Genomic DNA, 23,759 nt, shown 5'->3' on the forward strand with positions numbered 1-23,759 from the left:
TATCTATTTTTTTTGATGAAAAACGGGCAAATACGGATGAAAGCGGATTGGTGTTTCCTTTTCTCACAAAAAAATTAAATCTACCAATGACTCTCAAAACACAACTAACAACACCCCAGCATAGCTGAATTACCTCGGAGGTCCATTTCAACGAGCAGTGGTTTTTGCTTTGAAAGAAAAAACATTATAAATTACACGCAACAAACAACACACAGTTCACCTTGAATCAGAAGAAAACGACGCATAATACGCGAACCATACCCAGAAAATATCACATCGTATTTTGGTTGGGATATTTTAGCTTTAACGTCCTTCGTTGGGGAAGTTACTTTGACGACTATTGGTATTCGTTAAAGTCTAACCTCGTAGAATTCCCCTTACACATCCTCTTGGTCTATGCCAACCTGTACTATTTTATTCCTAAATTTCTAATACAAAAAAAGTACAAGCGTTATATTGTATCCATTGTTGGTTCCCTAACAGCACTGTACATAGTGCGAACGGCCCTTACCTATTTATTGGTCACCAAAAACATTTGGCCAGAAGCCGCAGCAGGACAGGAAGCTTTTAGTCTGAATCATATTATTGCAGTAACCCTCGGTGAATTTTATGTTTTGGCTGTAGCCACAGCCATCAAGCTCACCATTGATTGGGTTCAGCAGCGTCAACGTATAGAGAACTTGAAGAAAGAACAGCTAAAAAGCGAATTAAACTTTTTAAAAGCACAGATCCAACCGCATTTCTTTTTCAACACGCTTAACAACCTCTACGCCTTAACCCTAGAAAAATCGAATCAAGCGCCTTCGGTGGTCTTAAAATTATCCGACATCATGCAATACGTCATTTACGACATTGCCGCTCCGAAAGTTCCCTTACTAAAAGAAATTGAATACCTTCAAAACTATATAGACTTGGAACGATTTCGCTGTCATGAAAATGCCACCATTGAGTGTAGCATAGACGGAGACGTTACAGGTGTAGAAGTTCCTCCAATGATTTTCTTACCGTATTTAGAAAATAGTTTTAAACACGGAAATAAATACAGTGACGATTTTTATATCTATATTAGTTTCGAAAAAACATCCGAAAAACAACTAGTCTTCCGAATAACAAACTCGCTTCATCCTTCTGATCACAGCAGTACAGCTGGAATAGGCAATAACAATACACAACGAAGACTAGATTTGCTATACGGAAACGAGCATACACTCACGATAAACAGCAGTACTAACTCGTTCGAAGTATCATTAAAACTACCACTAACCCTAAACGACACAAAGTGAAAATACAATGTATTATCATAGATGATGAGCCCTTGGCAATCAAGGTTATCCAAAATCACCTCAACGAATTCCCTAACATTGCGGTGATTGACACGTTTAACAATCCATTAGAAGCCATTCAAACCTTGGAGCAGGAGAACATCGATGTTCTGTTCCTAGATATCAACACACCTAAAATGAATGGATTGGATTTTCTAAAAAACATTCCTGTTAAACCGCAGGTCATAATCACCACAGCCTACCGCGAATTCGCAGCAGAGAGCTATGACCTAGACGTATTGGATTACTTGGTCAAACCCATCCCTTTTCCAAGATTTCTAAAATCAATTAATAAGCTCACTCAGCAATTACACCTCAAACACCCGCACCCAAACGCAACACCAACCGAAGGTTCCTATATCTTTTTAAAGGTCGATAAGAAACTCGTCAAGGTTAAGTTTGAGGATATACTTTATATAGAAAGTCTTAAAGACTACATCAAAGTATGTACTCGTCAAGGAAATTACATAGTTCACAAATCTCTCACGAGCATCACCGAAGAACTCCCGAGTACTAACTTTTTACGAACACATAGATCGTATACCATTGCCATTGACAAAGTCAATTCTATTGAAGGCAATTCATTAGAAATCCAAGACAAGCGCATCCCTATTGGAAGAAAGTACCTAAATATAACCAAGCAAATAATTTTAAAAAATCAAAATCTTTAACCAGAAATACCGCTACTGACTTGATTTTAGGTTTGTTTAGCAAACAAACAATGTCGTTGGTAGATTTTTTTTCCGGTCTTTCTATAAGATTCCTAGTTTTCAATTCTAAAAAATCAATTAATGATTAACTTAACTACCCTAGACTACTGTATCATAGCCTGTTTCTTTGCTATTGTCTTAGCCATTGGAATCATCGTTTCAAAACAGTCAGGAAAAAACTCGAATGAGTATTTTTTATCCGGACGTAACATGCCCTGGTGGTTGTTAGGACTCTCCATGGTAGCTACGACATTTTCAACAGACACGCCAAACCTCGTAACAGATATAGTCCGCAACAACGGAGTTGCTGGTAACTGGGTATGGTGGGCTTTTTTAGTAACTGGCCTGCTCACGGTTTTTGTGTATGCAAAACTCTGGCGCAAGTCAAATGTCACCACAGATATTGAATTTTACGAACTCCGTTACGGAGGCAAACCTGCACGTTTTCTAAGACAACTCAGAGCCGTTTATTTAGGAATCGTATTCAATATTATGGCAATGGCTGCAGTGACACTGGCCGCCATAAAAATTGGAGAAATCATGCTAGGACTCACCCCTGAAGAAACCATCATATACGCCGGAACAATCACAGTATTATTCAGTGCTATTGGAGGTTTTAAAGGTGTTGTATACACAGACTTCCTCCTCTTTTTTGTCGCTATGGCAGGTGCCATCGGTGCTGCCTGGTACCTCGTAAATTTACCAGAAGTTGGAGGCCTAGAGCGTTTGGTTAACCATGAAGCCATAGTTGACAAACTGGCCATCTTACCCGACTTTAGCGATACTGAAGCACTTATAAGTCTCTTAATTATTCCTTTTGCCGTTCAGTGGTGGAGTGCCTGGTACCCAGGTGCCGAACCTGGAGGTGGTGGGTATATTGCCCAGCGTATGCTAGCCGCTAAAGATGAAAATCACGCCATCGGCGCTACCTTCTTTTTCAACATCATGCACTACGCTTTACGTCCGTGGCCTTGGATTTTAGTTGCTTTGGCTTCTCTTATCGTATATCCAGACTTAGCGAGTATTCAGGAAGCTTTCCCGAACGTATCTCCAGATAAACTCGGACATGACTCCGCATATTCAGCAATGCTAACAAAACTCCCTAGTGGATTGTTGGGAATTGTTTTAGCGTCACTTGTAGCCGCTTATATGAGTACCATTTCTACCCACCTTAATTGGGGAGCCTCATACATTGTAAACGATTTATACAAACGCTACCTCAACCCAGAGGCCAATGAAAAAAAGCTGGTAGGTGTTGGACGAATTTCTACCGTAATCTTAATGATTTTTAGCGCTTATTTTGCTCTAAAACTCCAGAATGCTATTCAGCTATTCAATATTATTTTGATGTTTGGAGCGGGTACTGGACTCATTTTTATTTTGCGTTGGTTTTGGTGGCGTATCAATGCATGGAGTGAAATTTCAGCAATGTTTGTATCCGGAATCATTTCGTTACTTATCAATTTCACTTCTGTAGGAACGCTTTTGTTCCAACCAGAAACGGGTATTTTCCCGGGGTGGATGAAATTTCCCTTGATCGTTTTAATCACGACCATCGCATGGATCGTTGTTACTTTCTTAACCCAACCAGAATCCAAAGAAACCCTGTATGCTTTCTATCAAAGAATTCAACCTGGTAAAAGAGGTTGGTCTCCGATACTAACCCAAGCACAAGAAGAGAATATCAACATCGTCACTGAAAAGGGCACCTCTCTACCTCAGGGGATATTAGCAATGTTACTCGGTATTGCCGTAATCTATTTTTGCATGTTCGCCACAGGAAATTGGCTTTATGGCAATTATGGCCTCGCCTCATTACTTACTGGAGGCGCTGTTATTTCGGGGTGGTTATTGACGAGTGTTTGGAAAAAAATCAGTAAAACCATTTTGTAAACATGAAACGATTAGCGTCTGTTGACAACTTGAGAGGACTTACAATTATTGCCATGATACTGGTTAACAACCCCGGTTCTTGGAACGATGTCTACTCCCCACTCCTACACAAACCCTGGAATGGTCTCAGCCCAACAGACTTAATCTTTCCTTTTTTCTTGTTTGTTGTAGGCATTGCTATTAGTCTTGCCTATACTGACAAGGTCATCACCCAACAAACCTATAAAAAAATACTACTGCGCAGTGCCAAACTCATAGGGCTCGGACTCTTGATCAACCTCTTTACTCCGTATTTCCCTTTTTTCCAAGACTTAGATACGGTTCGCATTCCAGGAGTATTGCAACGAATTGGTGTCGTGTTTTGTATCGGGGCACTATTATTTTTAAACGCAAATTCACTGACCTTGCTCGGTACTGCCATGGGGGTATTACTCGTGCATTATTGCCTACTCACGCAAGTTAACTTACCCAACGGATTGGCGCCAACGCTTGAGAATACAAACAACAACTGGAATAACCTTATTGACCAGGCCGTTTTCGGGTCGCATCTTTGGCAAAAAAATTTTGACCCAGAGGGGATATTGGGCACCCTTTCAGCAATTGCCACCTGTTTGTTTGGCATTTTAACAGGAAAACTGATACACCGTGCAAAACAACAAAAATTACGAATCTTACTTTTAGCTGGAATCGGATTAATTCTTTTAGGTCACTTACTTGATCCGTATTATCCCATCAACAAAAGTTTATGGACAGCGAGTTTTACATTCGTTACCAGTGGTTGGGCGTTGTTAGTATTCAGCCTTTTCTACTACCTCAACGACATTAAAAACATTGCTTTTCCATCGATATTGACTGCCGTTAGCAAAAATGCCATCGGTATTTATGTACTCTCCATGCTCCTTTCCAAAAGTTTCTATCTCATTAAAGTCAACTCGAATGAAAATCTTCATAGCTTTTTATTTAAGCAACTACTCACTGTTTCTACCGATACCAAATTGCTCTCTTTGATTTACGCTCTTGTAGTGGTGAGTTTTTATGTATTCGTAAGCTATTACTTACGTAGAAAAAACCTTTACTTTAAAGTTTAACAGCATGATATCTTTATGTACTTCTCCCGCTGCCTCCAACCTCGAAAAAGACACCCGTTTTTTTCAGGCTCCACCCTATTATTGTTTTCAATACCAATCAAACCTGTCCTTAGAAGCGTACCATACCTTCATTAACTGGACCTATGGTGTATTTGACCTGTTCTTAAAAGACTCCCAAAACGAATATCATTATATTTATTTTCCTAACGGAATCATCGAAATTTCACCTTTCACTAATGGGATGGTCGTAGTACTTATAAAAAGTAAAACCAGTGAAAAAGGACAATTTTTCTTAAGAGAACTCTTTTCACTCTTAAAAAACTCAAAAAAAAATAAAACCATAACATTCTGATAACGTGACAACAAAACAAACCACCTTAAAAAACACAAAAAAAAGTGTGAAAAAAATTTTTCCAGTACGCAAAAAGCTCATATCTTTGCCACGCTTTTAAGGCAGACGCCGATATAGCTCAGCTGGCTAGAGCAGCTGATTTGTAATCAGCAGGTCGTGGGTTCGAGTCCCTCTATCGGCTCAAAACAAAAAGTGCTAACAGAAATGTTAGCACTTTTTTTATGCACTATTTTTTCTATAAATTTGTTAACTCAATATCACAAGAAATTAAATGAAGAATATTTTTGTAATCGGCATTGCAGGAGGAACGGGAAGTGGAAAAACCACCGTGGTAAACCAAATCATCAACGAACTCCCGGCAGATGAAGTTTGTGTTATCTCTCAAGACTCTTACTACAAAGAAACTGATAACCTAACTTACGAAGAACGCACTAAAATCAACTTTGACCATCCGAGAGCCATCGATTTTGACTTATTAGTAAATCACCTGAAAGGCTTAAAAAACGGAGAGATCATTGAACAACCGATCTACTCTTTTGTCGCGCACAACCGTACCAAAGACACCATTAAAACACACCCGAGAAAAGTGATTATTGTCGAAGGTATTCTCATTTTTAACAGCAAAGAACTTCGCGACTTATGCGACATCAAAGTATTTGTACACGCCGATGCTGACGAGCGCCTTATCAGAAGAGTTCGCAGAGATATTAAAGAACGCGGAAGAGATGTTAATGAAGTACTGAGCAGGTACCAAGACACACTGAAACCGATGCATCAGCAATTTATCGAACCTACTAAAAATTACGCGGACATTATTATTCCAGGTGGAGGACACAACAAAGTAGCCATCGATATTGTGAGAACAGTAATTAACGATCGCTTATAGTCATGGAAAAACAAACACCAAAAAAGAAAAAATACGTTGGAATTTTCGCCAATCGATACCTATTAATTTTAGGGGTGTTTGTTATATGGATGGTATTCCTCGACAGAAATTCTTACCTTACACACAAGGAGTTCAACAAGGAGATTGAAGAACTAGAAACTTGGATTGACATCCACAAAAAAATCATAGAAAAAGACAAGGAAACGATCAAAAAATTGGAAAACAGCAAGGAACTAGAACGCTATGCGCGGGAAAAGTACTTGATGAAAAAGAAAAACGAAGACATCTATATTATAGAATTTGACACCCTAAAGTAATAATGGATAATTATTTATTTGACGAATTTGAAAAAGTAAGCCCACAGGCCTGGAAAAATAAAATCCAAGTAGACCTCAAAGGCGCCGATTACAATGAAACCTTATTGTGGGACAACAACGAAGGAATTCGAGTAAAACCTTTTTACACCAAAGAAGACCGCGCTAGCTTTGACATAAAGCTACCATCTTCCAATTTCAATATTTGTCAAAAAATACAGGTTGACAACGAAGTTTCAGCGAACCAAAAGGCCAAAGACGCACTACAAAGAGGAGCCGATGCCATTGAGTTTATCTGTGTAAAAAGCATAGACCCTGTGATATTGCTCAAAGAAATAGATGTTAAACACACACACTTCTATTTTCGATTGAATACACCGAATGAGGAACTTGTCAATCACATTCGAGAGTCCGTAAAACAGGCTACGATCTTTTTCAATATAGACCCTATAGGTACGCTTGTAAAAACAGGGAACTGGCACCGTAACTACAAAGCGGATACAGCACTCTTAAACAAGCTGTCAACGATTCAAAATTCACTACTCGTAGATGCCAGTACGTATCAGAATGCAGGGGCTAACTGCAGTCAACAACTCGCCTATGCGCTTGCACATACGCACGAATACATCGCACAATTAGGGCCCAATTGTGTCCCTAACCTACACTTTCGCTTTGCCGTTGGTTCCAACTACTTTTTTGAAATTGCCAAATTGAGAGCCTTCCGAGTTTTACTGGCAGAACTTATGAGTTTTTTAGACCTCCCAACAACGAAGGCCGCCCATATTTTTGCAGAGCCAAGCACGCGAAATAAAACCTTGTACGATTACAACGTAAATATGCTGAGAAGCACTTCGGAAAGCATGAGTGCTGTGCTCGGTGGAGCGAACACTGTGGCCAACATTCCCTATGACGATTTGTTTCACGAAGCAAATGAGTTTGGTGATCGCATTTCGAGAAACCAACTGTTGATTCTCAAAGAAGAATGCGAAATGGAAACACCTCATACCATCGCAAACGGAGTCTATTATATCGAAGCACTCACACAACAGCTCGTACAAAAAGCACTGGAAATATTTAAACAAATAGAAAAAGGAGGAGGCCTTCTTAAACAATTAAAAGAAGGTACTATTCAACGTAAAATAAACGAGTCAGCACAGCGTGAACAAGCAGATTTTGACCGCGGAGAGCTGGTACTTTTGGGTACTAACAAAATCCAAAATGACAACGATCGGATGAAAGGAGAACTTCAAAAATCACCGTTTTTAAAAGAACGCAAAGAAAAAACCTTATTACAGCCGATATTACCTAAACGCCTAGCAGAAAAACTAGAACAAAAACGCTTAGAAAATGAGTAGAAAAGACTTTTCCAATTTCACCATTAAAAATCAGGTAACAGAAACGACGAGCCTATTACACGAAGATTTTGTAGCCGGAATTGCACCTAATTTACGAGGCCCCTACTCTACTATGTACGTGAGAAGGCCTTGGACCATTCGACAGTACGCCGGTTTTTCGACTGCAGAAGAGAGTAACGCTTTTTACAGAAGAAACTTGGCCGCAGGACAAAAAGGACTGTCGGTAGCTTTCGATTTAGCCACTCACAGAGGGTACGACTCCGACCACGAACGCGTTCAGGGTGATGTTGGAAAAGCAGGAGTAGCCATTGATTCTGTAGAGGACATGAAAGTACTGTTCGATCAGATTCCACTGGATAAAATGTCTGTTTCCATGACGATGAATGGTGCTGTTTTACCCATTCTCGCATTCTATATCATTGCAGCAGAAGAACAAGGCGTTGCACAGCATTTACTTTCGGGGACGATTCAAAATGACATCCTCAAAGAATTTATGGTACGTAACACCTACATCTACCCTCCGACTCCTTCTATGAAAATTATTGCTGACATTTTCAAATACACGAGTCAGAACATGCCTAAATTCAATTCAATCTCTATTTCGGGTTACCACATGCAAGAAGCGGGTGCCACTCCTGAGATTGAATTAGCTTACACCTTAGCGGATGGACTTGAATACATCCGAAAGGGAATTGAGGCCGGAATGGACATCGATAGCTTTGCACCTCGACTGTCTTTTTTCTGGGCGATTGGAATGAACCACTTTACAGAAATTGCCAAAATGAGAGCTGGAAGAATGCTCTGGGCTAAAATTGTAAAGCAATTCAACCCAAAAAACCCAAAATCACTTGCTTTAAGAACACACAGTCAAACAAGTGGATGGAGTTTAACAGAACAAGATCCATTTAACAATGTGGCCAGAACCACTATAGAGGCCATGGCGGCGGCTTTTGGAGGTACGCAAAGCCTGCACACCAATGCCTTAGACGAAGCCATTGCCTTACCTACAGACTTTTCTGCGAGAATTGCGAGAAACACGCAAATTTACTTACAGCAGGAAACGCATATTACCAAAACGGTAGACCCTTGGGCTGGAAGCTATCACGTAGAACAAAAAACAGAGGAAATCGCAGCAAGAGCTTGGGAATTGATTCAAGAGGTAGAAAACCTTGGAGGAATGACCAAAGCCATTGAAAAGGGAATTCCTAAAATGCGAATTGAAGAGGCAGCAGCCATCAAACAAGCCAAAATTGACAGTGCACAGGACGTCATTGTCGGTGTTAACAAATACCAACTTGAACAGGAAGATCCCTTACATATTTTAGAAGTAGATAATCAAGCCGTTCGCCAATCGCAAATTGAACGCCTTAACACTCTAAAAGAGGAACGCAATCCAGAAACGGTAAAAGCGGCACTGGCTGAATTAGAACAGTGTGCAAAAACCGGAAACGGAAACTTACTTGATTTAGCCGTAAAAGCAGCTCGACAACGAGCGACACTCGGTGAAATCTCAGATGCCTTAGAACGTGAATTCGGACGACACAAAGCCGTTCACAAAACCATATCAGGAGTGTATAGTAAAGAAATCAAAGACGATGCCCTATTCCAAAAAGCATCACTACTCGCCGATGAATTTGCAGAAATTGAAGGACGACGTCCTCGAATTATGATTGCCAAACTCGGACAGGACGGTCACGATCGCGGGGCCAAAGTAGTTGCTACCGGATATGCTGATCTCGGTTTTGACGTGGATATAGGACCGCTGTTCCAAACTCCACAAGAAGCCACCAAACAAGCCATCGAAAACGACGTTCATATACTTGGAATTTCTTCGCTGGCCGCTGGTCACAAAACGCTCGTGCCTCAAGTAATCGCCGAACTAAAAAAATACGGTCGTGAAGACATCATGGTCATCGTAGGTGGTGTAATCCCTGCACAAGACTACGACTACCTTTTTGAAGCCGGAGCAGTAGGAGTCTTTGGACCAGGAACAAAAATTGCACAAGCTGCCATAGATATGCTTGAAATACTAATCGAAAGCAGTGAAGACGAATAACTATGAACATTCAATTTATCAATAGAACCACAGGAAAGACAGAACAGGAAACACCTCCTGGAGAAGGCTTTTTAAAATTTATTTACGAAAACCCTATCGGAAAGCTAACATTGCTACCGTTGGTGAAACGAAAACTCATTACGAGTATCTATGGTACTATGATGGACAAACCATCTTCTGTAAAAAAAATTCCTTCTTTTGTCCAACAATTAGGTATTGATTTATCTGAAGCTGCAAAAAAACTAGAAGAATTCACCTCTTTTAACGATTTCTTTTACAGAAAACTAAAACCCGGCGCTCGTCCTATCGGTTCGGATGTCGTTTCTCCTGGAGACGGAAAGCTCTTAGCTTTTCAATCTGTAGCACAGGTACATAATTTCTTCGTAAAAGGTAGGAAATTCACGGTAAGCGAATTTTTAGGGGACGCTCAACTAGCTAGTAAATACGAAAAAGGAAGCATGCTTATTTTGCGATTAGCTCCCAACGATTATCACCGTTATCACTTTCCGTATGCCGGACTACCCAGCAAGAGTACCTTAATCAAAGGGAATTACCTCTCGGTATCTCCTTATGCTTTAGCGAGTAACTTTACACGTGTATTTTGTGAAAACAAACGCGAAATATGCAGCTTACACACACCGGATAAAGGTACGATACTATTACTTCCTGTAGGAGCTACCATGGTAGGAAGCATTATCAGTACTTACACTGCTGATCAACCGGTAAACAAAGGAGATGAAATGGGCTATTTTGCCTTCGGGGGGTCAACGGTTGTCATGCTTTTCGAAGAAGGTCAAATTACCATCGACGAAGATTTACTCAACAATACTGCCAACGGAATGGAAACCTTTATAAAAATGGGAGAGCGCATTGGAAAATAGCGCTCTTTTTTTCACTTCTCTACTCCCTACTACCCATTTTTTATAATCAGTTTTAATAACAAATTAAGAAACGATTCATCAGGTCATTAAAGCTTTAATGCGTAAATTTGCAAAGTTTTATTCTTATCAAATTTACCGATGAAAAAAATCCTAAATATACTCTACTCAACAAAACTGATGGCCGTTTTATTTTTGGTATACGCTGCTGCAATGGGGATTGCAACGTTTATTGAAAATGACTACGGAACTCAAACTTCTAAAGCCCTCGTTTACAACACCTGGTGGTTTGAAGTTATCATGATATTCTTTGTAATTAACTTTTTCGGAAATATTTTTAGATACCGCCTCTATAAAAAAGAAAAGTGGGCTGTATTTCTATTTCACATTGCCTTCCTTTTCATCTTAATTGGTGCAGGAATCACTAGGTACATCAGTTATGAAGGAATCATGATTATTGATGAAGGAGAGGCTACTGACACTTTTTACTCAGACACGAACTACTTGAACGTGATTATTGATAATAGTAAATTTCAAAAAGCGACGGCGAACAAACTACTATTATCTGCGTGGGGTACCAATGAGGTTACTTTTAACGAAGTATTCCAACCGACACCTGAAGACAAAGCCCATACTATTGACTTCAAACTCGTAAACTACATTCCGTGGTCAGAACGCAAATTCGTAGTCGATGACAATGGTGTTGAACATCTCTTTTTGGTGGAAAGTTCCTCTGGATCACGACATGAACACTACATTAAAAGAGGAACCATCGAAAACATTCACAATATACTAGTCGGGTTTGATGCTCCAGAAGACAATGCAAATATCAACTTCAAATACGATAACGGAAGTTTAAAATTAAAAGCTAAAAGCGATGGTGATTGGTTTAGAATGGCTGACCAAAAGAAGGGAGCCATTGTAAAAGACAGTTTACACCATTTTCAATACCTAACCCTGCACAACGTAGGTGGATTGCAGTTTGTAGTTCCTAAAACACCTGAAAAAGGAGGTATGCAAACCTTGAGAGGTAAAAAAGACAAGACAAAATACGATACTGTCGTTTTTGACATCACCGCCAACGGCGAGACAAAACGCGTTACTTTTTACGGAGGGCAATTCAATGTTGACAATCAAGAAAATTTTAGCATCGGTGAGCTAAACTTTAGAGCCTGGTACGGGTCTAAGCAACTACAAACACCATTTAAAATTAAGCTCAACGATTTCCAATTAGAAAAATATCCAGGATCTGAAAGTGCTTCTGCCTTTGCAAGTGAGATCACCGTTATCAGTCCTGAAGAAACCTTTGATTTCCGTATTTTCATGAATCATATTTTAGATTACCAAGGCTACAAGTTTTTCCAATCGAGTTATAAAATTGAAGGAGAGCACGAACAAACTCACCTTTCTGTAAACCACGATTTTTGGGGTACTTGGATTACCTATATAGGATATTTCATGTTATTTTTCGGTTTGCTTGCCGGTCTGTTTGTGAAAGGTACTCGATTTGACCACCTCAAAAAGGCGCTTGCTAAAATAGAAAAGAAAAAAAGTGCTTTAACCCTATTATTAGTAGTCTTTTCAACGTTGACTTTTGCACAACACGGAAGCACGCATGCTCCAAAAGCACTAACAGAAGCTCAAATAGACTCTATTTTTAAAGCCAATACTGTGAGTAAGGAACATTCCGATCTTTTCAGCACCCTTGTTATTCAAGATGCAGGAGGAAGGATGAAGCCTGCTCATACCTTTGCTTCCGAACTTGTAAGAAAGGTGTCGCAGGGAGAAAAATTCAGAGGCATGGACCCTAGCCAAGTATTCTTATCGATCACAGAAAACCCGATGTTTTGGCTAAATGTTCCCTTTATCTATCTAGAAAGAGGGAATACACAAATTCGTGAAGTCCTCGGTGTTGATAAAGATGCAAAATACGCTCGATTCATAGACTTTTACACCCCTACTGGAGCGAGGAAACTTGACAAACTCGTCATAGAGGCTCAAAAGAAAAAAATTCAAAACAAATTCGAAAAGGACGTTATTAAAATTGAAAAGCGCGTTTGGTTGTTATCACAAGCTTTGGGGGGAGGTATGCTTCGCATATTCCCAATTCCTAATGATGAAAACAACAAATGGGTTTCACAACCTGAAACTGCTCAAGCTAATTTTAAAGGAACTGATTCGGTTTTTGTTCGTCAGTCATTACCGGTATACTTACAATTATTGCAAGCTTCAAAAAAATCGGGAGACTATACTGAAACTAACAAAATGCTAGACGGGATCAAAAGATTCCAACGCAAGCACGGATCGGAAGTAATGCCTTCGCAAGAGAAAATCGATTTAGAAATTGCTTATAACAAATCAAATATTTTCGTCAATCTATCGAAAGTATATGCTGTGGTAAGTGCCTTGTTGTTTTTATTGGTGTTCTTCCAAATTTTATCCAACAAAAAGTGGGTTAATAAAGCCGTTAAAATAATGATCTATCTCGTTATGGCAATAACAACCGTACACGCTTTAGGGTTGGGTGCACGTTGGTACATCAGTGGGAATGCTCCTTGGGGTAATGCCTATGAAGCCGTCATATTTGTCGGCTTAGCCACCATGTTTTTCGCATTGGTAATTGGAAGAAAGTCGTCTTTAACCATTACAGCAACCACCTTCCTAACCGCGATCATTTTAGGATTTGCTCACCAAAACTGGTTAGATCCAGAAATTGCCAACCTAGTTCCTGTATTAAACTCATGGTGGATGTACGTACACGTTTCGGTTATTGTAGCGAGCTACGGACCCTTTGCGATGGCCATGATTTTAGGGGTATTTGCCATGTTCTTAATCATAGCAACTACCAAAGCTAATCGCAAAACAATGGAAGAACGAATTAAAGAACTTACTGTCATCAACGAAATGGCTATGACCGTTGGGCTAGTGATGTTGACCATAGGAAACTTTTTAGGTGGAATGTGGGCCAACGAAAGTTGGGGGCGCTATTGGGGTTGGGATCCTAAAGAAACATGGGCACTGGTCTCGATTATGGTTTACGCCTTTATACTACACATGCGCTTAATTCCCGGATTACGATCGCGTTACACCTTTAACTTGTGGTCAATTATCGGTTTTTACGCCATCATGTTTACCTTCTTCGGAGTAAACTTCTACTTGTCAGGATTGCATTCTTATGCAAGTGGAGATAGGGTAATTACGCCTTCATCTGTATATTATTCGATAGGGTTTGTAATTATAGTAGGAATTGCTGCTTGGTATAAGCATCAAAAATTTTACAAGAAATAAAATGAAGTTTCATAAAAAACGTACTTTTGCGCTTTAACAAAAAAGAATTGTAACTATGTTTCATAAAAATATAAAACTGGCCATTGCGGCCTTAATAACGGGATATGCCATTTACCAATTTAGCCAAGGAGAAATAGGAAATGGGATCGCCTTGCTTTTATTGGCGGGGATTTTCGTATTCTTTTATTTTAAGAATGAATTCATCTTAATGGCTTTTATCAAGTTGAGAAGTCAGGATTTTGAAGGTGCTCAGCAGTGGTTAAACCGCATTAAAAACCCTAGTGCGGCATTGATTCAGAAACAGGAAGGTTATTATAATTACCTTCACGGAATTATGCTTTCTCAAACCAATATCACCAAAGCGGAGAAATTTTTAAAAAAGGCTATCAAACTCGGATTAGCAATGGACCACGATTTAGCCATGGCAAAGCTTCAATTAGCGGGTATCGCTATGACCAAGCGCAGAAAACGAGAAGCAACTACGCTTATGAATGAAGCTAAAAAACTAGACAAACACGGAATGTTAAAAGAACAAATGCAAATGATGAAACAGCAACTAAAAAAAATATAACCCCCTACACTGCAACCCCTTATCCAATTTAATTTGTACATTTACACAGTTAGGCCTAAATAAATGATTAGATCTCTTTTTTTAAAATTAATAGACAAATACGCTTCAAAGTGGGTTGTATTAGGAATTGATGTTGTTTTGGTATGCATTTCTTTCATATTAGCGTATACAGTTCGTTTTAATGCATCCCTAAATTTTAATGTTCAGGATTTATACATACAAATACCATTTGTAGCATCCTTAGCCTTTATCAGTTTTTTAACCGTTGGATCATACAGGGGAATCATTAGACACACTGGAACGAGAGATGCCTTCAACGTTTTTGTGGGAGTCACCTTGTTGTCTATGATGGTTATAAGTTTTGTCCTGTTTAACTCTACATTTGAACTGATACCTAACTTTACCATACCAAAGTCAATCGTCATCATCCATTATCTTATATCTGTATTAGTTTTAGTAATCAGCAGGTATATTTTCAAAGCTTTCTTTGAAATTATTTCATCAGATTTGGATGAGATAACCAATGTATTAATTTACGGCGCTGGTGACTCAGGAATGATCACCTATGGAGCACTCAATAGAGACACCAAAAACAACTACCAGGTAGTAGGATTTATCGATGACAATAATAAAAAGATTGGTAAAAAAATAAATCGCATTAAAATATACGATCGAGAATCAATCAATCTTGACTTTATTAAAAAGAAAGAAATTGATGAAATCATCATTTCTATTCAAAATATTAAATCGGATAAATTACTTGTTTTAACCGATAAACTTTTCGAACTCGGAGTCAGTATCAAAATCGTCCCACCATTAACCAAATGGATTGATGGAGACTTTGAAGCCAATCAAATAAAACAGGTACGAATAGAAGACTTACTAAATCGTAAGCCCATTTCTATAGACAACCCGATAGTCAAACGAGATGTTGATAAAAAAGTAGTGTTGGTCACAGGTGCAGCCGGATCTATTGGATCAGAAATATCAAGACAGCTAAGTGAATACAATTGTCAACAATTAATTTTAGTTGACCAGGCTGAATCTCCTCTTTATGATTTACAGCAAGAATTATTTCAAAAAAACCGAAAGAACTTTACCGCAATAGTTGCTGATGTTAGAGATGTACACCGAATGGATAACATTTTCAGTACCTTCAAGCCTCACAAAGTTTTCCATGCTGCAGCCTATAAACATGTTCCATTAATGGAATTAAGTCCTTATGAGGCTATTAAAATCAATATTAGAGGAACGAAAAATATTGCAGATCTCGCAATAAAACATTCCGTAGAACGTTTCGTTATGGTTTCTACAGATAAAGCTGTAAACCCAACCAATGTAATGGGGGCAACAAAACGAGTAGCTGAAATGTACATTAGTTGCCTGAGTAATTTAACTGAACACTCTACTAAATTTACCACAACAAGATTTGGTAACGTACTCGGTTCAAATGGCTCTGTCATTCCTTTATTCAAAAAACAAATTGAAAATGGAGGTCCATTGACCGTAACTCACAGAGACATTACGCGCTATTTTATGACCATACCTGAAGCTTGTCGATTAGTTTTGGAAGCAGGAACCATGGGGAATGGTGGAGAAATTTACATATTTGATATGGGGGAATCTGTTAAAATATTCGATATTGCAAAGAGAATGATTAATCTCTCTGGACTTCGATACCCGGAAGATATTGATATTTTAATCACTGGTTTACGCCCAGGAGAAAAACTTTATGAAGAGTTACTTGCTAATGGGGAAAATACAACCCCTACCTATCACGAAAAAATCATGATTGCCAAAAATCAAGATATCAATCATTCAGAAATAAAAAAGAAAATCGAATTCTTATGCCGTCAAAACTCAAATTCAACGGCTAACGATTCAGTTCAACTCATAAAAGAGATTGTACCAGAATATATTTCTAACAATTCCGTTTATGAGAAATTGGACACCAAAATCAAATATTAAATCACTACTTTCGCAAAAATTACAACAAATGCAAAAAGTTAAAAAAATTGTTTTATTCCTGTTAATAGCAATTCTTTCGTCATGTGTTCCTAAAAAGGACATTGTATACTTTCAAAAAGATAAAATCGATCATGCAAAATTTTCGAATAGTTATAAAACTGTCTTCAAGCCAGATGATTTACTACAGATAACAGTGTCTGCTATTAATTTGGAAGCTGCTATGCCTTTCAATTTACCAGCTGTAGCATACGACACCAATACAAACAATGTAGTTGGTACTCCAAGGCAACAGCTATATTTAGTTGACAACGAAGGTCATATTGAATTCCCTATACTAGGTCGTTTAAAAGTTGGAGGACTTACTAGACAAGAAGTTATCGATCTACTCACAAAGAAATTAGACCCTGATTACGTGAAAAATCCAACGATCATCATAAAAATAACAAATTTTTCAATAACTGTTCTTGGAGATGTTAAGACACCTGGTACATACACGATTCCTAATGAAAGAATCACTGTACTTCAAGCAGTGGGTTTAGCCGGTGATTTAAATATCTCTGGTATCAGAACCATTCAAGTTAAACGCGAAGAATTAGGTCAAATTAAAACTTACGAGATTGACTTGCGATCTAACACATTGTTTACGTCTCCTGCCTATTATTTACAGCAAAATGACATCGTTTACGTGATGCCTAATAGGGCAGCTTCTCAATCTGCATCATACAACCAAAACACCGGACTATTTATTTCTATCGGTTCAGTATTAGTAGCCTTAATTTCTGTATTAACAAGATAAAGTTATCATGGATAAAAAACAAATTGCATCCCATACTATAAAAGACAATGACACTATCAGCATTAGAGCTGAAGTTGAAAAATACTTAATTCATTGGAAATGGTTTGTACTTGGAATTTTAATTTCATTATTAGGAGGATTCCTTTACCTCCGTTATGCAACACCAAAGTACCAAGCAACCGCCACGATTTTAATCAAAAACGATAAGAAAGGAGGGCTTTCAGAAGAACTCGCTGCGTTTGAAGATTTAGGAATTGTTGGTGGCTCTGGAAAAAATATTGATAATGAAATAGAAATTTTAAAATCTAGAAAAATTATTGCCGATGTAATTAAAAAACTCAACCTGACAACAACATACTTTGATGAAGGCAGATTTAAAAACACTGATATATACCTTAAAACTCCGATCCACATAAGTATTGATAACAATCGTTTTGATTTAGACACCATAGTTAATATTAAAATAAAATCAAAGGATGACTTTGTACTCATTAGTGAGCTTGGAGAGGAATTTCCTGCAGTGTCATACGGTTCTGTAATCAAATCATCACAGCTAGGTTCGATAATTGTTGAAAAAACACCTTACTTCAATGATTCCAATATTAACAAAAACTACAAAATTGTAATCCGTCCGATTAACAAAGTAATTGATTCTTATAGAAAAGCTCTTTCCATTTACCCTATTAATAAAAAATCGAGTGTTCTGAAACTTGGAATACAATCTGCAATTACGCAAAAAGCAGAGGATTTTTTAAACGAGTTAGTAACCCAATACAATTTTGACGCTATAAACGACAAGAAAAAAGTTTCACAGCGAACTAGTGCTTTCATCACTGAACGATTAGAAAACGTTGCTAAAGAGCTCGCTATTTTAGACGACCATGTGAAAGAATTTAAGGATGAGAATAACATTACTGATATTGAATCTGAATCTAAACTTATGCTAACCAGTAGTTCTCTGAACAGAGAAAAACTAATTGAAGCGGGAACAGAGCTCAACTTAGTAAAAGCGTTAAGGGATGAGATCAATCTGAATGATGATTTATTACCTACAAATTTAGGACTCAAAGACCCTAATATCTCTAAGTCAATATTTGAATACAATAAATTGTTGCTCAAAAAGCAGACGCTCTTAAAAAGCGCAGGAGAAAAAAACACCTTAGTCATTGAGTTAGATGAAAATATTAATGAATTGAAACAATCATTAAAACGTAGTTTTGTCAACCGTGAAAAGCTTTTAAAAATAACAGTAGCCAATTTAAATAATGAATTTCAACGATTTTCAAATAAAATTTCTTCTATTCCTACGAAAGAAAGAAAATTTTTAGACATTGCACGTCAACAAGAAATTATTGCTAAATTGTATTCATACCTGTTAAAGAAGAAGGAAGAAACCGCAATTTCATTAACAGTAACAGCAGTTCCTAATGCTAAAATTATAGATACAGCTTATAGCTCTAATATCCCTGTAAGTCCTAAGAAAAATATTATCATTCTTGGTACTTTTTTTATGGGTATTATTCTTCCATTAATTATAATCTACCTAAAAGACTTATTAGATACTAAAGTCCATACCAAACGTGATATTGAAGAATTAACTACAATTCCATTTTTAGGAGATGTACCTCACTCCGAAACTAAAGAAAAAATTGTCATTAATGCGGGCGCTAGGTCAAGTACGGCTGAAGCTTTCCGTTTAATTCGTACCAACTTGGACTTTATGCTGTCCAATGCAGATGATAATTTAGGTAAAACTATATTTGTTACCTCGACTACCAGCGGAGAAGGGAAATCATTTACTTCTATTAACTTAGCAGCCTCCTTATCTTTATCTGGTAAAAGTGTAGTATTAGTTGGATTGGATTTACGTGCTCCTAAAATTACCGAGTACCTAGAAATTCCTGATAGAAAAGGAATCACTAATTTTATTACCAATGATGAAATCACGTTAGATTCTTTAAAGTTTAGTATCCCTGAAATCCCAAAACTTGACATCATCGCTTCTGGTGCCATACCACCAAATCCAGCAGAATTATTAATGACCAATAAGATCAAAGAGATGTTTGAAGAACTCAAACGTCAATACGATTACGTTATTATTGATACCGCTCCTGTGAATTTGGTAACAGATACTTTGTTAATTTCTAAATATTCAGATTTAGTACTCTACGTTACTCGTGCAAATTATTTAGATAAGCGTATGTTAATTGTACCTCAAACCTTGTACAACGACAAAAAGCTACCGAACCTCGCGATCATATTAAACGATACCGATTTAAAACGCGGTTACGGTTATGGCTATGGATACGGTTACGGATACGGATACGGTGTTGCCGATGAAATTGGTACACCATGGTATAAAAAACTATTCGATAGATCGTAAAACAATCACAATAAAAAAAAGAAGCTAATTTTTGAATTAGCTTCTTTTTTTTATTGAAATGAGGCATTGTTTTTTATCAAATGTTCAATTTGTTTAACCGTCTTTTTATCCCCTATTTTCTGCAATAGTTTCAAGTGATTGTTGTGATGGGTATCAGTACCGACAAAGTCATACAAATTCTCTTTTAATAGCTGTTGCGCAGTTTTCTGCACCCCTTTCCCATATTGTTCCGTTAAAGACAACAAGTTTAACTGAAATAAACAACCCGCTTTTTTCAGTTTGTAATACATTTGGAAATCCCGATGGTAAAAATTATAGCGCTCTGGATGTGCTAATACAGGTTTAAATCCCTGTAACTGTATTTCAAATAAGATATCAAACAAATTATAAGGCGCATTAAAATAAGACATCTCAACCAAGATTTTATTGTCTTTCAAGGTCAGTAAATCTTTTTGCTTCAGACGTTCGACAAACTGTTCATCCATCATGTATTCCGCAGCAGCTCGAAATGAGATTCCTTCTATACCCCTTTTCTTCAATTCTATTCTCACTTCCTCAGCCTTTTCCTGAATAAGCGCCGTAGAATTTGGATATACATCACCCAAAACGTGTGGTGTTGTGATAAACTTTGTAATCCCGTAAGAGATCATTTTTTCTATCAATGCAATGGAATGATCCATGTCTTTCGCACCATCGTCAATTCCCGGAAGTAAGTGTGAATGGATATCTACAAATTCCACATCAAAAACTTCATTTAACGGGATTTCTTTCTTTTTTAGAAAAAACATAACACTAATTATTATAATAAGGTTTTATTGATTTAAACAAGCTCTAAAACACGTTCCAGAGCCATTCCTCTCGACCCCTTTATTAACAAGGTCGTACGTTCGATTTTTTGGGTAGTCAATACAGTTTCTAATTCTTCAAAATTCTTCAATTGCTCCAAGTCTGTATCGACCTCTGAAAAATGAGCCCCTACCAAAAAGGCTTGATCGAACTGCAAACTAGCTGCCAGTGTTGCTATAGCCTGATGCTCTTCCGCACTCTGAGCTCCCAACTCAAACATATCGCCTAGCACTACCACCTTTCGTTCCGCTTCTAATTGCGCAAAACTTTTCAATGCGGACTCCATACTGGTAGGATTGGCATTGTAGGCATCCAATACAATGGTATTAGTTCCTTTTTGGATCACCTGCGAACGATTGTTTTCAGGAATATATCCTTGAATGCCTGCGATAATATCCTTAGGTGAAACATCAAAAATTGTTCCTAAAGTAATCGCAGCCGCAATATTGGTAAAATTATAAGCTCCTATTAATTTTGTTTCAAAGCTTACACCGTCGAAACCTATAGTCACAAACGGATTCGCGCCTTTGTACTCAACGCTGTCCTCAAACATGATACGATCCATGCCTTCTGTGCGATCCAATTGTTTTTGGTCAGCAGGATTTACGATTACCTTTCGCTGATGAGCTCTCAAAAACTCATAGAGTTCCGACTTCGCTTCAACCACACCTTCTTCGGATCCAAAGCCCTCCAAATGCGCTTTCCCGAAATTGGTTATAAATCCATAATCAGGAGCCGCAATAGACGCTAACAATTCAATTTCCTTATGGTGATTTGCCCCCATCTCTACAATCCCTATTTCTAACTCAGGTGTAAATTGGAGCAGGGTTAAGGGCACCCCTATATGATTGTTCAAATTCCCTTTCGTAGCTCCTACTCTATAGCGCTGCTTTAAAACTGCATGCATCAACTCTTTCGAAGTCGTTTTTCCATTACTTCCGGTCAAACCAATAATCGGAATCGCCAATTGCTCTCTGTGATAATTGGCAAGTTGCTGTAAACATAGCAAGACATCCTTGACGAATACTATGTTCGGATGATTGGCATATGCTTCCTCATCTACAACGGCATAACTAGCCCCTTTTTCCAAGGCTTCTAAAGCAAATTTATTTCCGTTAAAATTAGCTCCTTTTAAGGCAAAAAACACACTCTTTGGAGCAATGTTACGAGTATCGGTACTCACCGTATACGACTGCTTATACAGCTCATAAAGTTGTTCTATCTTCATATTGTAAAAATAAAAAAACCCCATTTAATAATGGGGTTTTTATAACTCTTTAAGTGTATTCTTATTTATTTTGATAACGAGGCGTAGCAGTTTTACGCTTGTTCATCATCATTGGTCCCATCTTGTCGGTCGCACATCGGAATCCAATGTAGTTCGTCGACATATACTCTGGGAAATATCTTCTCTGTGCTGGATCTAACCAATATTCTCTATCGGCCCAAGAACCTCCCTTAAACACACGTGACTGATCACTAATCAAAGTAGTTCTCTTCTTATCGTCGTACTTGTAATTATTAATTACACGACCTAAAGAATCTTTTTCAGCTTCAGGCTTTGTAGGTGAATTATACATTCTTGGCTTCCCTGTTAATTGGTCCTTGTCTAACTCGTAGAACTTAGAAGAAGCTTGATCACCGTCTCCTAAACTAGAGTTATCTGCCAAGTTATAATTTCTACGCATGTAGGTATCTTCTTTCGTAATTGGAATGTACTTTACACTACCTGGTAAGTCTTTAGGAATGATACGCCCATTTTCAAGAGTATCGTATTCTATTTCTCCTAACTCATCTCCAACGATTACTACTTTACCATCTTCGTTAATTAATTTCTTTGTAAAGATATTACCTCTAAAATAATTAAAGTCATTCGCCTCTGAATCGATAATTGGACGGTAAACATCCTCTACCCATTCTGCTACGTTTCCTGACATATCGTATAATCCGAAAGCATTTGGTGGATAACTGCGAACGGCATTTGGAATATCCGAACCATCACTACTCCATCCAGCAATACCTGAATAGTTTCCTTTACCTTGCTTGAAGTTCGCTAATTGATCTCCTCTTCTTCTCTTATCTCTATCTCTGGTGTACTTTCCGTTCCACGCGTACTTTTTTCTTCCGCGGATATTGTTGTATTCACGATTTTCAAACGTTGCTTTTGCAGCGTACTCCCACTCCACTTCTGTTGGTAATCTGAATTTTTGCGATAAAATACCATCTGTAGAAGTTACGTGTCTTCCGGTAAAAGCACCTTTTACTGGTTTTGGCTCTCCTTTTTTACGCGGTACAGGCAATCCTTTTTTATAGATTGTAGAATCTCCTTCAAATAAGGCGTAAGGATTTGTTAAATACGCATCGGTATCGAAGTTATTTTTTCCTTGGAAAGCGAGTGAATCTTCTTTAAAGATATTTTTAATGATCCCTTTCTTCATTAAAATATCTAGGTTTACTGCATTGGTACGCCATTTACAGAACTTGTTCGCCTGAAGCCAGCTAACTCCAACAACTGGATACTCAGCATACGACGGGTGACGCAAATAACTTTCTGATAATAAATTGGTATTCCCCAATCCTTTTCTCCATACAAGGGTATCTGGAAGAATTGACGCGTAAATGTGTTTGTATTGTGGCTCTTCTGGTGGGAAAACTGCTTTGGTATATTGCATGAATAAACCGTATTCAGAATTCGTTACCTCAACTTCATCCATATAAAATGAACGTACGTGCATTTGTCTTGGGGTGGTATTCCAATCAAACATAACATCATCCTGTACCAATCCCATGGTAAAGGTACCTCCTTCAATATGTACCATACCAGGAGGAACATTATTTCCTTCTTTGTACTTCCCCTTTAAAAAACCTCCGTAATTAGGGTCATTAAAGTTCCATCCAGTGAGGGAAGATTGCGATGATGAACCGCCTCTCCTACTGCTACAAGAGGCAACCAACAATCCTGTGATGGCTACTAAACTTAATAATTTTAACGTACTTTTCATGTATTTTTAACTATTTTTAAGGGTGCTGCAATTTACAATATTTCTCACTTC

At 38.0% G+C, this 23,759-nt stretch carries 18 protein-coding genes and 1 tRNA gene; 16 read left to right on the forward strand and 3 right to left on the reverse strand.

All coding sequences use genetic code 11. The annotated features are described in order from the left end of the window. The first annotated feature begins 221 nt into the window (after window positions 1–221). The 16 genes from ACXAG7_RS17340 (at window position 222) to ACXAG7_RS17415 (ending at window position 19,860) form a co-directional block, all read left to right on the forward strand. Complete coding sequence (locus ACXAG7_RS17340; RefSeq protein ID WP_408045169.1) at window positions 222–1,283, forward strand: sensor histidine kinase; 1,062 nt, start codon at window positions 222–224, stop codon at window positions 1,281–1,283. Next, entirely contained in the window at window positions 1,280–1,993 is a 714-nt protein-coding gene (locus tag ACXAG7_RS17345) for a LytR/AlgR family response regulator transcription factor (protein WP_408045170.1), read from the forward strand. Before ACXAG7_RS17340 ends, ACXAG7_RS17345 begins: the two co-directional genes overlap by 4 nt. Window positions 1,994–2,113: 120 nt before the next feature. Continuing rightward, complete coding sequence (locus ACXAG7_RS17350) at window positions 2,114–3,925, forward strand: sodium:solute symporter family protein (RefSeq protein ID WP_476667607.1); 1,812 nt, start codon at window positions 2,114–2,116, stop codon at window positions 3,923–3,925. Between the two features lie 2 nt (window positions 3,926–3,927). Beyond that, entirely contained in the window at window positions 3,928–5,013 is a 1,086-nt protein-coding gene (locus tag ACXAG7_RS17355; RefSeq protein ID WP_476667608.1) for an acyltransferase family protein, read from the forward strand. Window positions 5,014–5,017: 4 nt separating this feature from the next. Beyond that, entirely contained in the window at window positions 5,018–5,365 is a 348-nt protein-coding gene (locus ACXAG7_RS17360; RefSeq protein ID WP_476667609.1) for a hypothetical protein, read from the forward strand. A gap of 107 nt (window positions 5,366–5,472) precedes the next feature. Next, window positions 5,473–5,546 (forward strand) — tRNA-Thr (locus ACXAG7_RS17365). 99 nt (window positions 5,547–5,645) lie between these two features. Continuing rightward, the gene (gene udk / locus ACXAG7_RS17370) at window positions 5,646–6,251 is read left to right on the forward strand and encodes a uridine kinase (protein ID WP_476667656.1); all 606 of its coding nucleotides are present in this window, start codon (window positions 5,646–5,648) and stop codon (window positions 6,249–6,251) included. A gap of 2 nt (window positions 6,252–6,253) precedes the next feature. After that, a complete protein-coding gene (locus ACXAG7_RS17375) occupies window positions 6,254–6,568 on the forward strand; it encodes an FtsB family cell division protein (protein ID WP_408045175.1) in 315 nt (104 codons plus the stop codon). A gap of 2 nt (window positions 6,569–6,570) precedes the next feature. Further along, complete coding sequence (locus ACXAG7_RS17380) at window positions 6,571–7,920, forward strand: methylmalonyl-CoA mutase subunit beta (RefSeq protein ID WP_476667610.1); 1,350 nt, start codon at window positions 6,571–6,573, stop codon at window positions 7,918–7,920. Further along, entirely contained in the window at window positions 7,913–9,976 is a 2,064-nt protein-coding gene (gene scpA / locus ACXAG7_RS17385) for a methylmalonyl-CoA mutase (protein WP_408045177.1), read from the forward strand. Before ACXAG7_RS17380 ends, scpA begins: the two co-directional genes overlap by 8 nt. Window positions 9,977–9,978: 2 nt before the next feature. Continuing rightward, window positions 9,979–10,857 carry an archaetidylserine decarboxylase gene (asd, locus tag ACXAG7_RS17390; RefSeq protein ID WP_408045178.1) on the forward strand — a complete coding sequence of 293 codons (879 nt, stop codon included), beginning with the start codon at window positions 9,979–9,981 and terminating at the stop codon, window positions 10,855–10,857. A gap of 138 nt (window positions 10,858–10,995) precedes the next feature. Beyond that, window positions 10,996–14,142 carry a cytochrome c biogenesis protein gene (locus ACXAG7_RS17395; protein ID WP_476667611.1) on the forward strand — a complete coding sequence of 1,049 codons (3,147 nt, stop codon included), beginning with the start codon at window positions 10,996–10,998 and terminating at the stop codon, window positions 14,140–14,142. Between the two features lie 55 nt (window positions 14,143–14,197). After that, entirely contained in the window at window positions 14,198–14,713 is a 516-nt protein-coding gene (locus ACXAG7_RS17400; RefSeq protein WP_408045180.1) for a DUF2892 domain-containing protein, read from the forward strand. Window positions 14,714–14,776: 63 nt separating this feature from the next. Then, the gene (locus tag ACXAG7_RS17405) at window positions 14,777–16,681 is read left to right on the forward strand and encodes a polysaccharide biosynthesis protein (RefSeq protein ID WP_476667612.1); all 1,905 of its coding nucleotides are present in this window, start codon (window positions 14,777–14,779) and stop codon (window positions 16,679–16,681) included. Beyond that, window positions 16,650–17,477, forward strand: a complete 828-nt coding sequence (locus ACXAG7_RS17410; RefSeq protein ID WP_476667613.1) for a polysaccharide biosynthesis/export family protein — start codon at window positions 16,650–16,652, stop codon at window positions 17,475–17,477. Before ACXAG7_RS17405 ends, ACXAG7_RS17410 begins: the two co-directional genes overlap by 32 nt. Window positions 17,478–17,484: 7 nt before the next feature. Further along, window positions 17,485–19,860, forward strand: coding sequence for a GumC family protein (locus tag ACXAG7_RS17415; protein WP_476667614.1), 2,376 nt, complete (start codon window positions 17,485–17,487; stop codon window positions 19,858–19,860). A gap of 50 nt (window positions 19,861–19,910) precedes the next feature. Here ACXAG7_RS17415 and ACXAG7_RS17420 read toward each other — a convergent pair whose 3' ends face one another. From ACXAG7_RS17420 to gldJ, 3 genes are all read right to left on the reverse strand, one after another. Further along, window positions 19,911–20,648, reverse strand: coding sequence for a tyrosine-protein phosphatase (locus tag ACXAG7_RS17420; RefSeq protein WP_476667615.1), 738 nt, complete (start codon window positions 20,646–20,648; stop codon window positions 19,911–19,913). A 32-nt stretch (window positions 20,649–20,680) separates the two neighbouring features. After that, a complete protein-coding gene (locus ACXAG7_RS17425) occupies window positions 20,681–21,934 on the reverse strand; it encodes a UDP-N-acetylmuramoyl-tripeptide--D-alanyl-D-alanine ligase (protein WP_476667616.1) in 1,254 nt (417 codons plus the stop codon). Window positions 21,935–21,995: 61 nt separating this feature from the next. Further along, the gene (gene gldJ / locus ACXAG7_RS17430) at window positions 21,996–23,708 is read right to left on the reverse strand and encodes a gliding motility lipoprotein GldJ (protein ID WP_408045186.1); all 1,713 of its coding nucleotides are present in this window, start codon (window positions 23,706–23,708) and stop codon (window positions 21,996–21,998) included. Between the last annotated feature and the right edge of the window lie 51 nt (window positions 23,709–23,759).

It is taken from the genome of Tenacibaculum sp. AWR4_210 (genome assembly GCF_056160945.1).

Bases quoted from the DNA above. Each gene is read 5' to 3' on its own strand.
- ACXAG7_RS17355 (WP_476667608.1), top strand. From the start codon at position 3,928: ATGAAACGATTAGCGTCTGTTGACAACTTGAGAGGACTTACAATTATT.
- asd (WP_408045178.1), top strand. From the start codon at position 9,979: ATGAACATTCAATTTATCAATAGAACCACAGGAAAGACAGAACAGGAA.
- ACXAG7_RS17380 (WP_476667610.1), top strand. From the start codon at position 6,571: ATGGATAATTATTTATTTGACGAATTTGAAAAAGTAAGCCCACAGGCC.
- ACXAG7_RS17400 (WP_408045180.1), top strand. From the start codon at position 14,198: ATGTTTCATAAAAATATAAAACTGGCCATTGCGGCCTTAATAACGGGA.
- ACXAG7_RS17410 (WP_476667613.1), top strand. From the start codon at position 16,650: ATGAGAAATTGGACACCAAAATCAAATATTAAATCACTACTTTCGCAA.
- ACXAG7_RS17375 (WP_408045175.1), top strand. From the start codon at position 6,254: ATGGAAAAACAAACACCAAAAAAGAAAAAATACGTTGGAATTTTCGCC.
- ACXAG7_RS17415 (WP_476667614.1), top strand. From the start codon at position 17,485: ATGGATAAAAAACAAATTGCATCCCATACTATAAAAGACAATGACACT.
- scpA (WP_408045177.1), top strand. From the start codon at position 7,913: ATGAGTAGAAAAGACTTTTCCAATTTCACCATTAAAAATCAGGTAACA.
- gldJ (WP_408045186.1), bottom strand. From the start codon at position 23,708: ATGAAAAGTACGTTAAAATTATTAAGTTTAGTAGCCATCACAGGATTG.
- ACXAG7_RS17350 (WP_476667607.1), top strand. From the start codon at position 2,114: ATGATTAACTTAACTACCCTAGACTACTGTATCATAGCCTGTTTCTTT.
- ACXAG7_RS17395 (WP_476667611.1), top strand. From the start codon at position 10,996: ATGAAAAAAATCCTAAATATACTCTACTCAACAAAACTGATGGCCGTT.
- ACXAG7_RS17360 (WP_476667609.1), top strand. From the start codon at position 5,018: ATGATATCTTTATGTACTTCTCCCGCTGCCTCCAACCTCGAAAAAGAC.
- ACXAG7_RS17425 (WP_476667616.1), bottom strand. From the start codon at position 21,934: ATGAAGATAGAACAACTTTATGAGCTGTATAAGCAGTCGTATACGGTG.
- ACXAG7_RS17405 (WP_476667612.1), top strand. From the start codon at position 14,777: ATGATTAGATCTCTTTTTTTAAAATTAATAGACAAATACGCTTCAAAG.
- ACXAG7_RS17420 (WP_476667615.1), bottom strand. From the start codon at position 20,648: ATGTTTTTTCTAAAAAAGAAAGAAATCCCGTTAAATGAAGTTTTTGAT.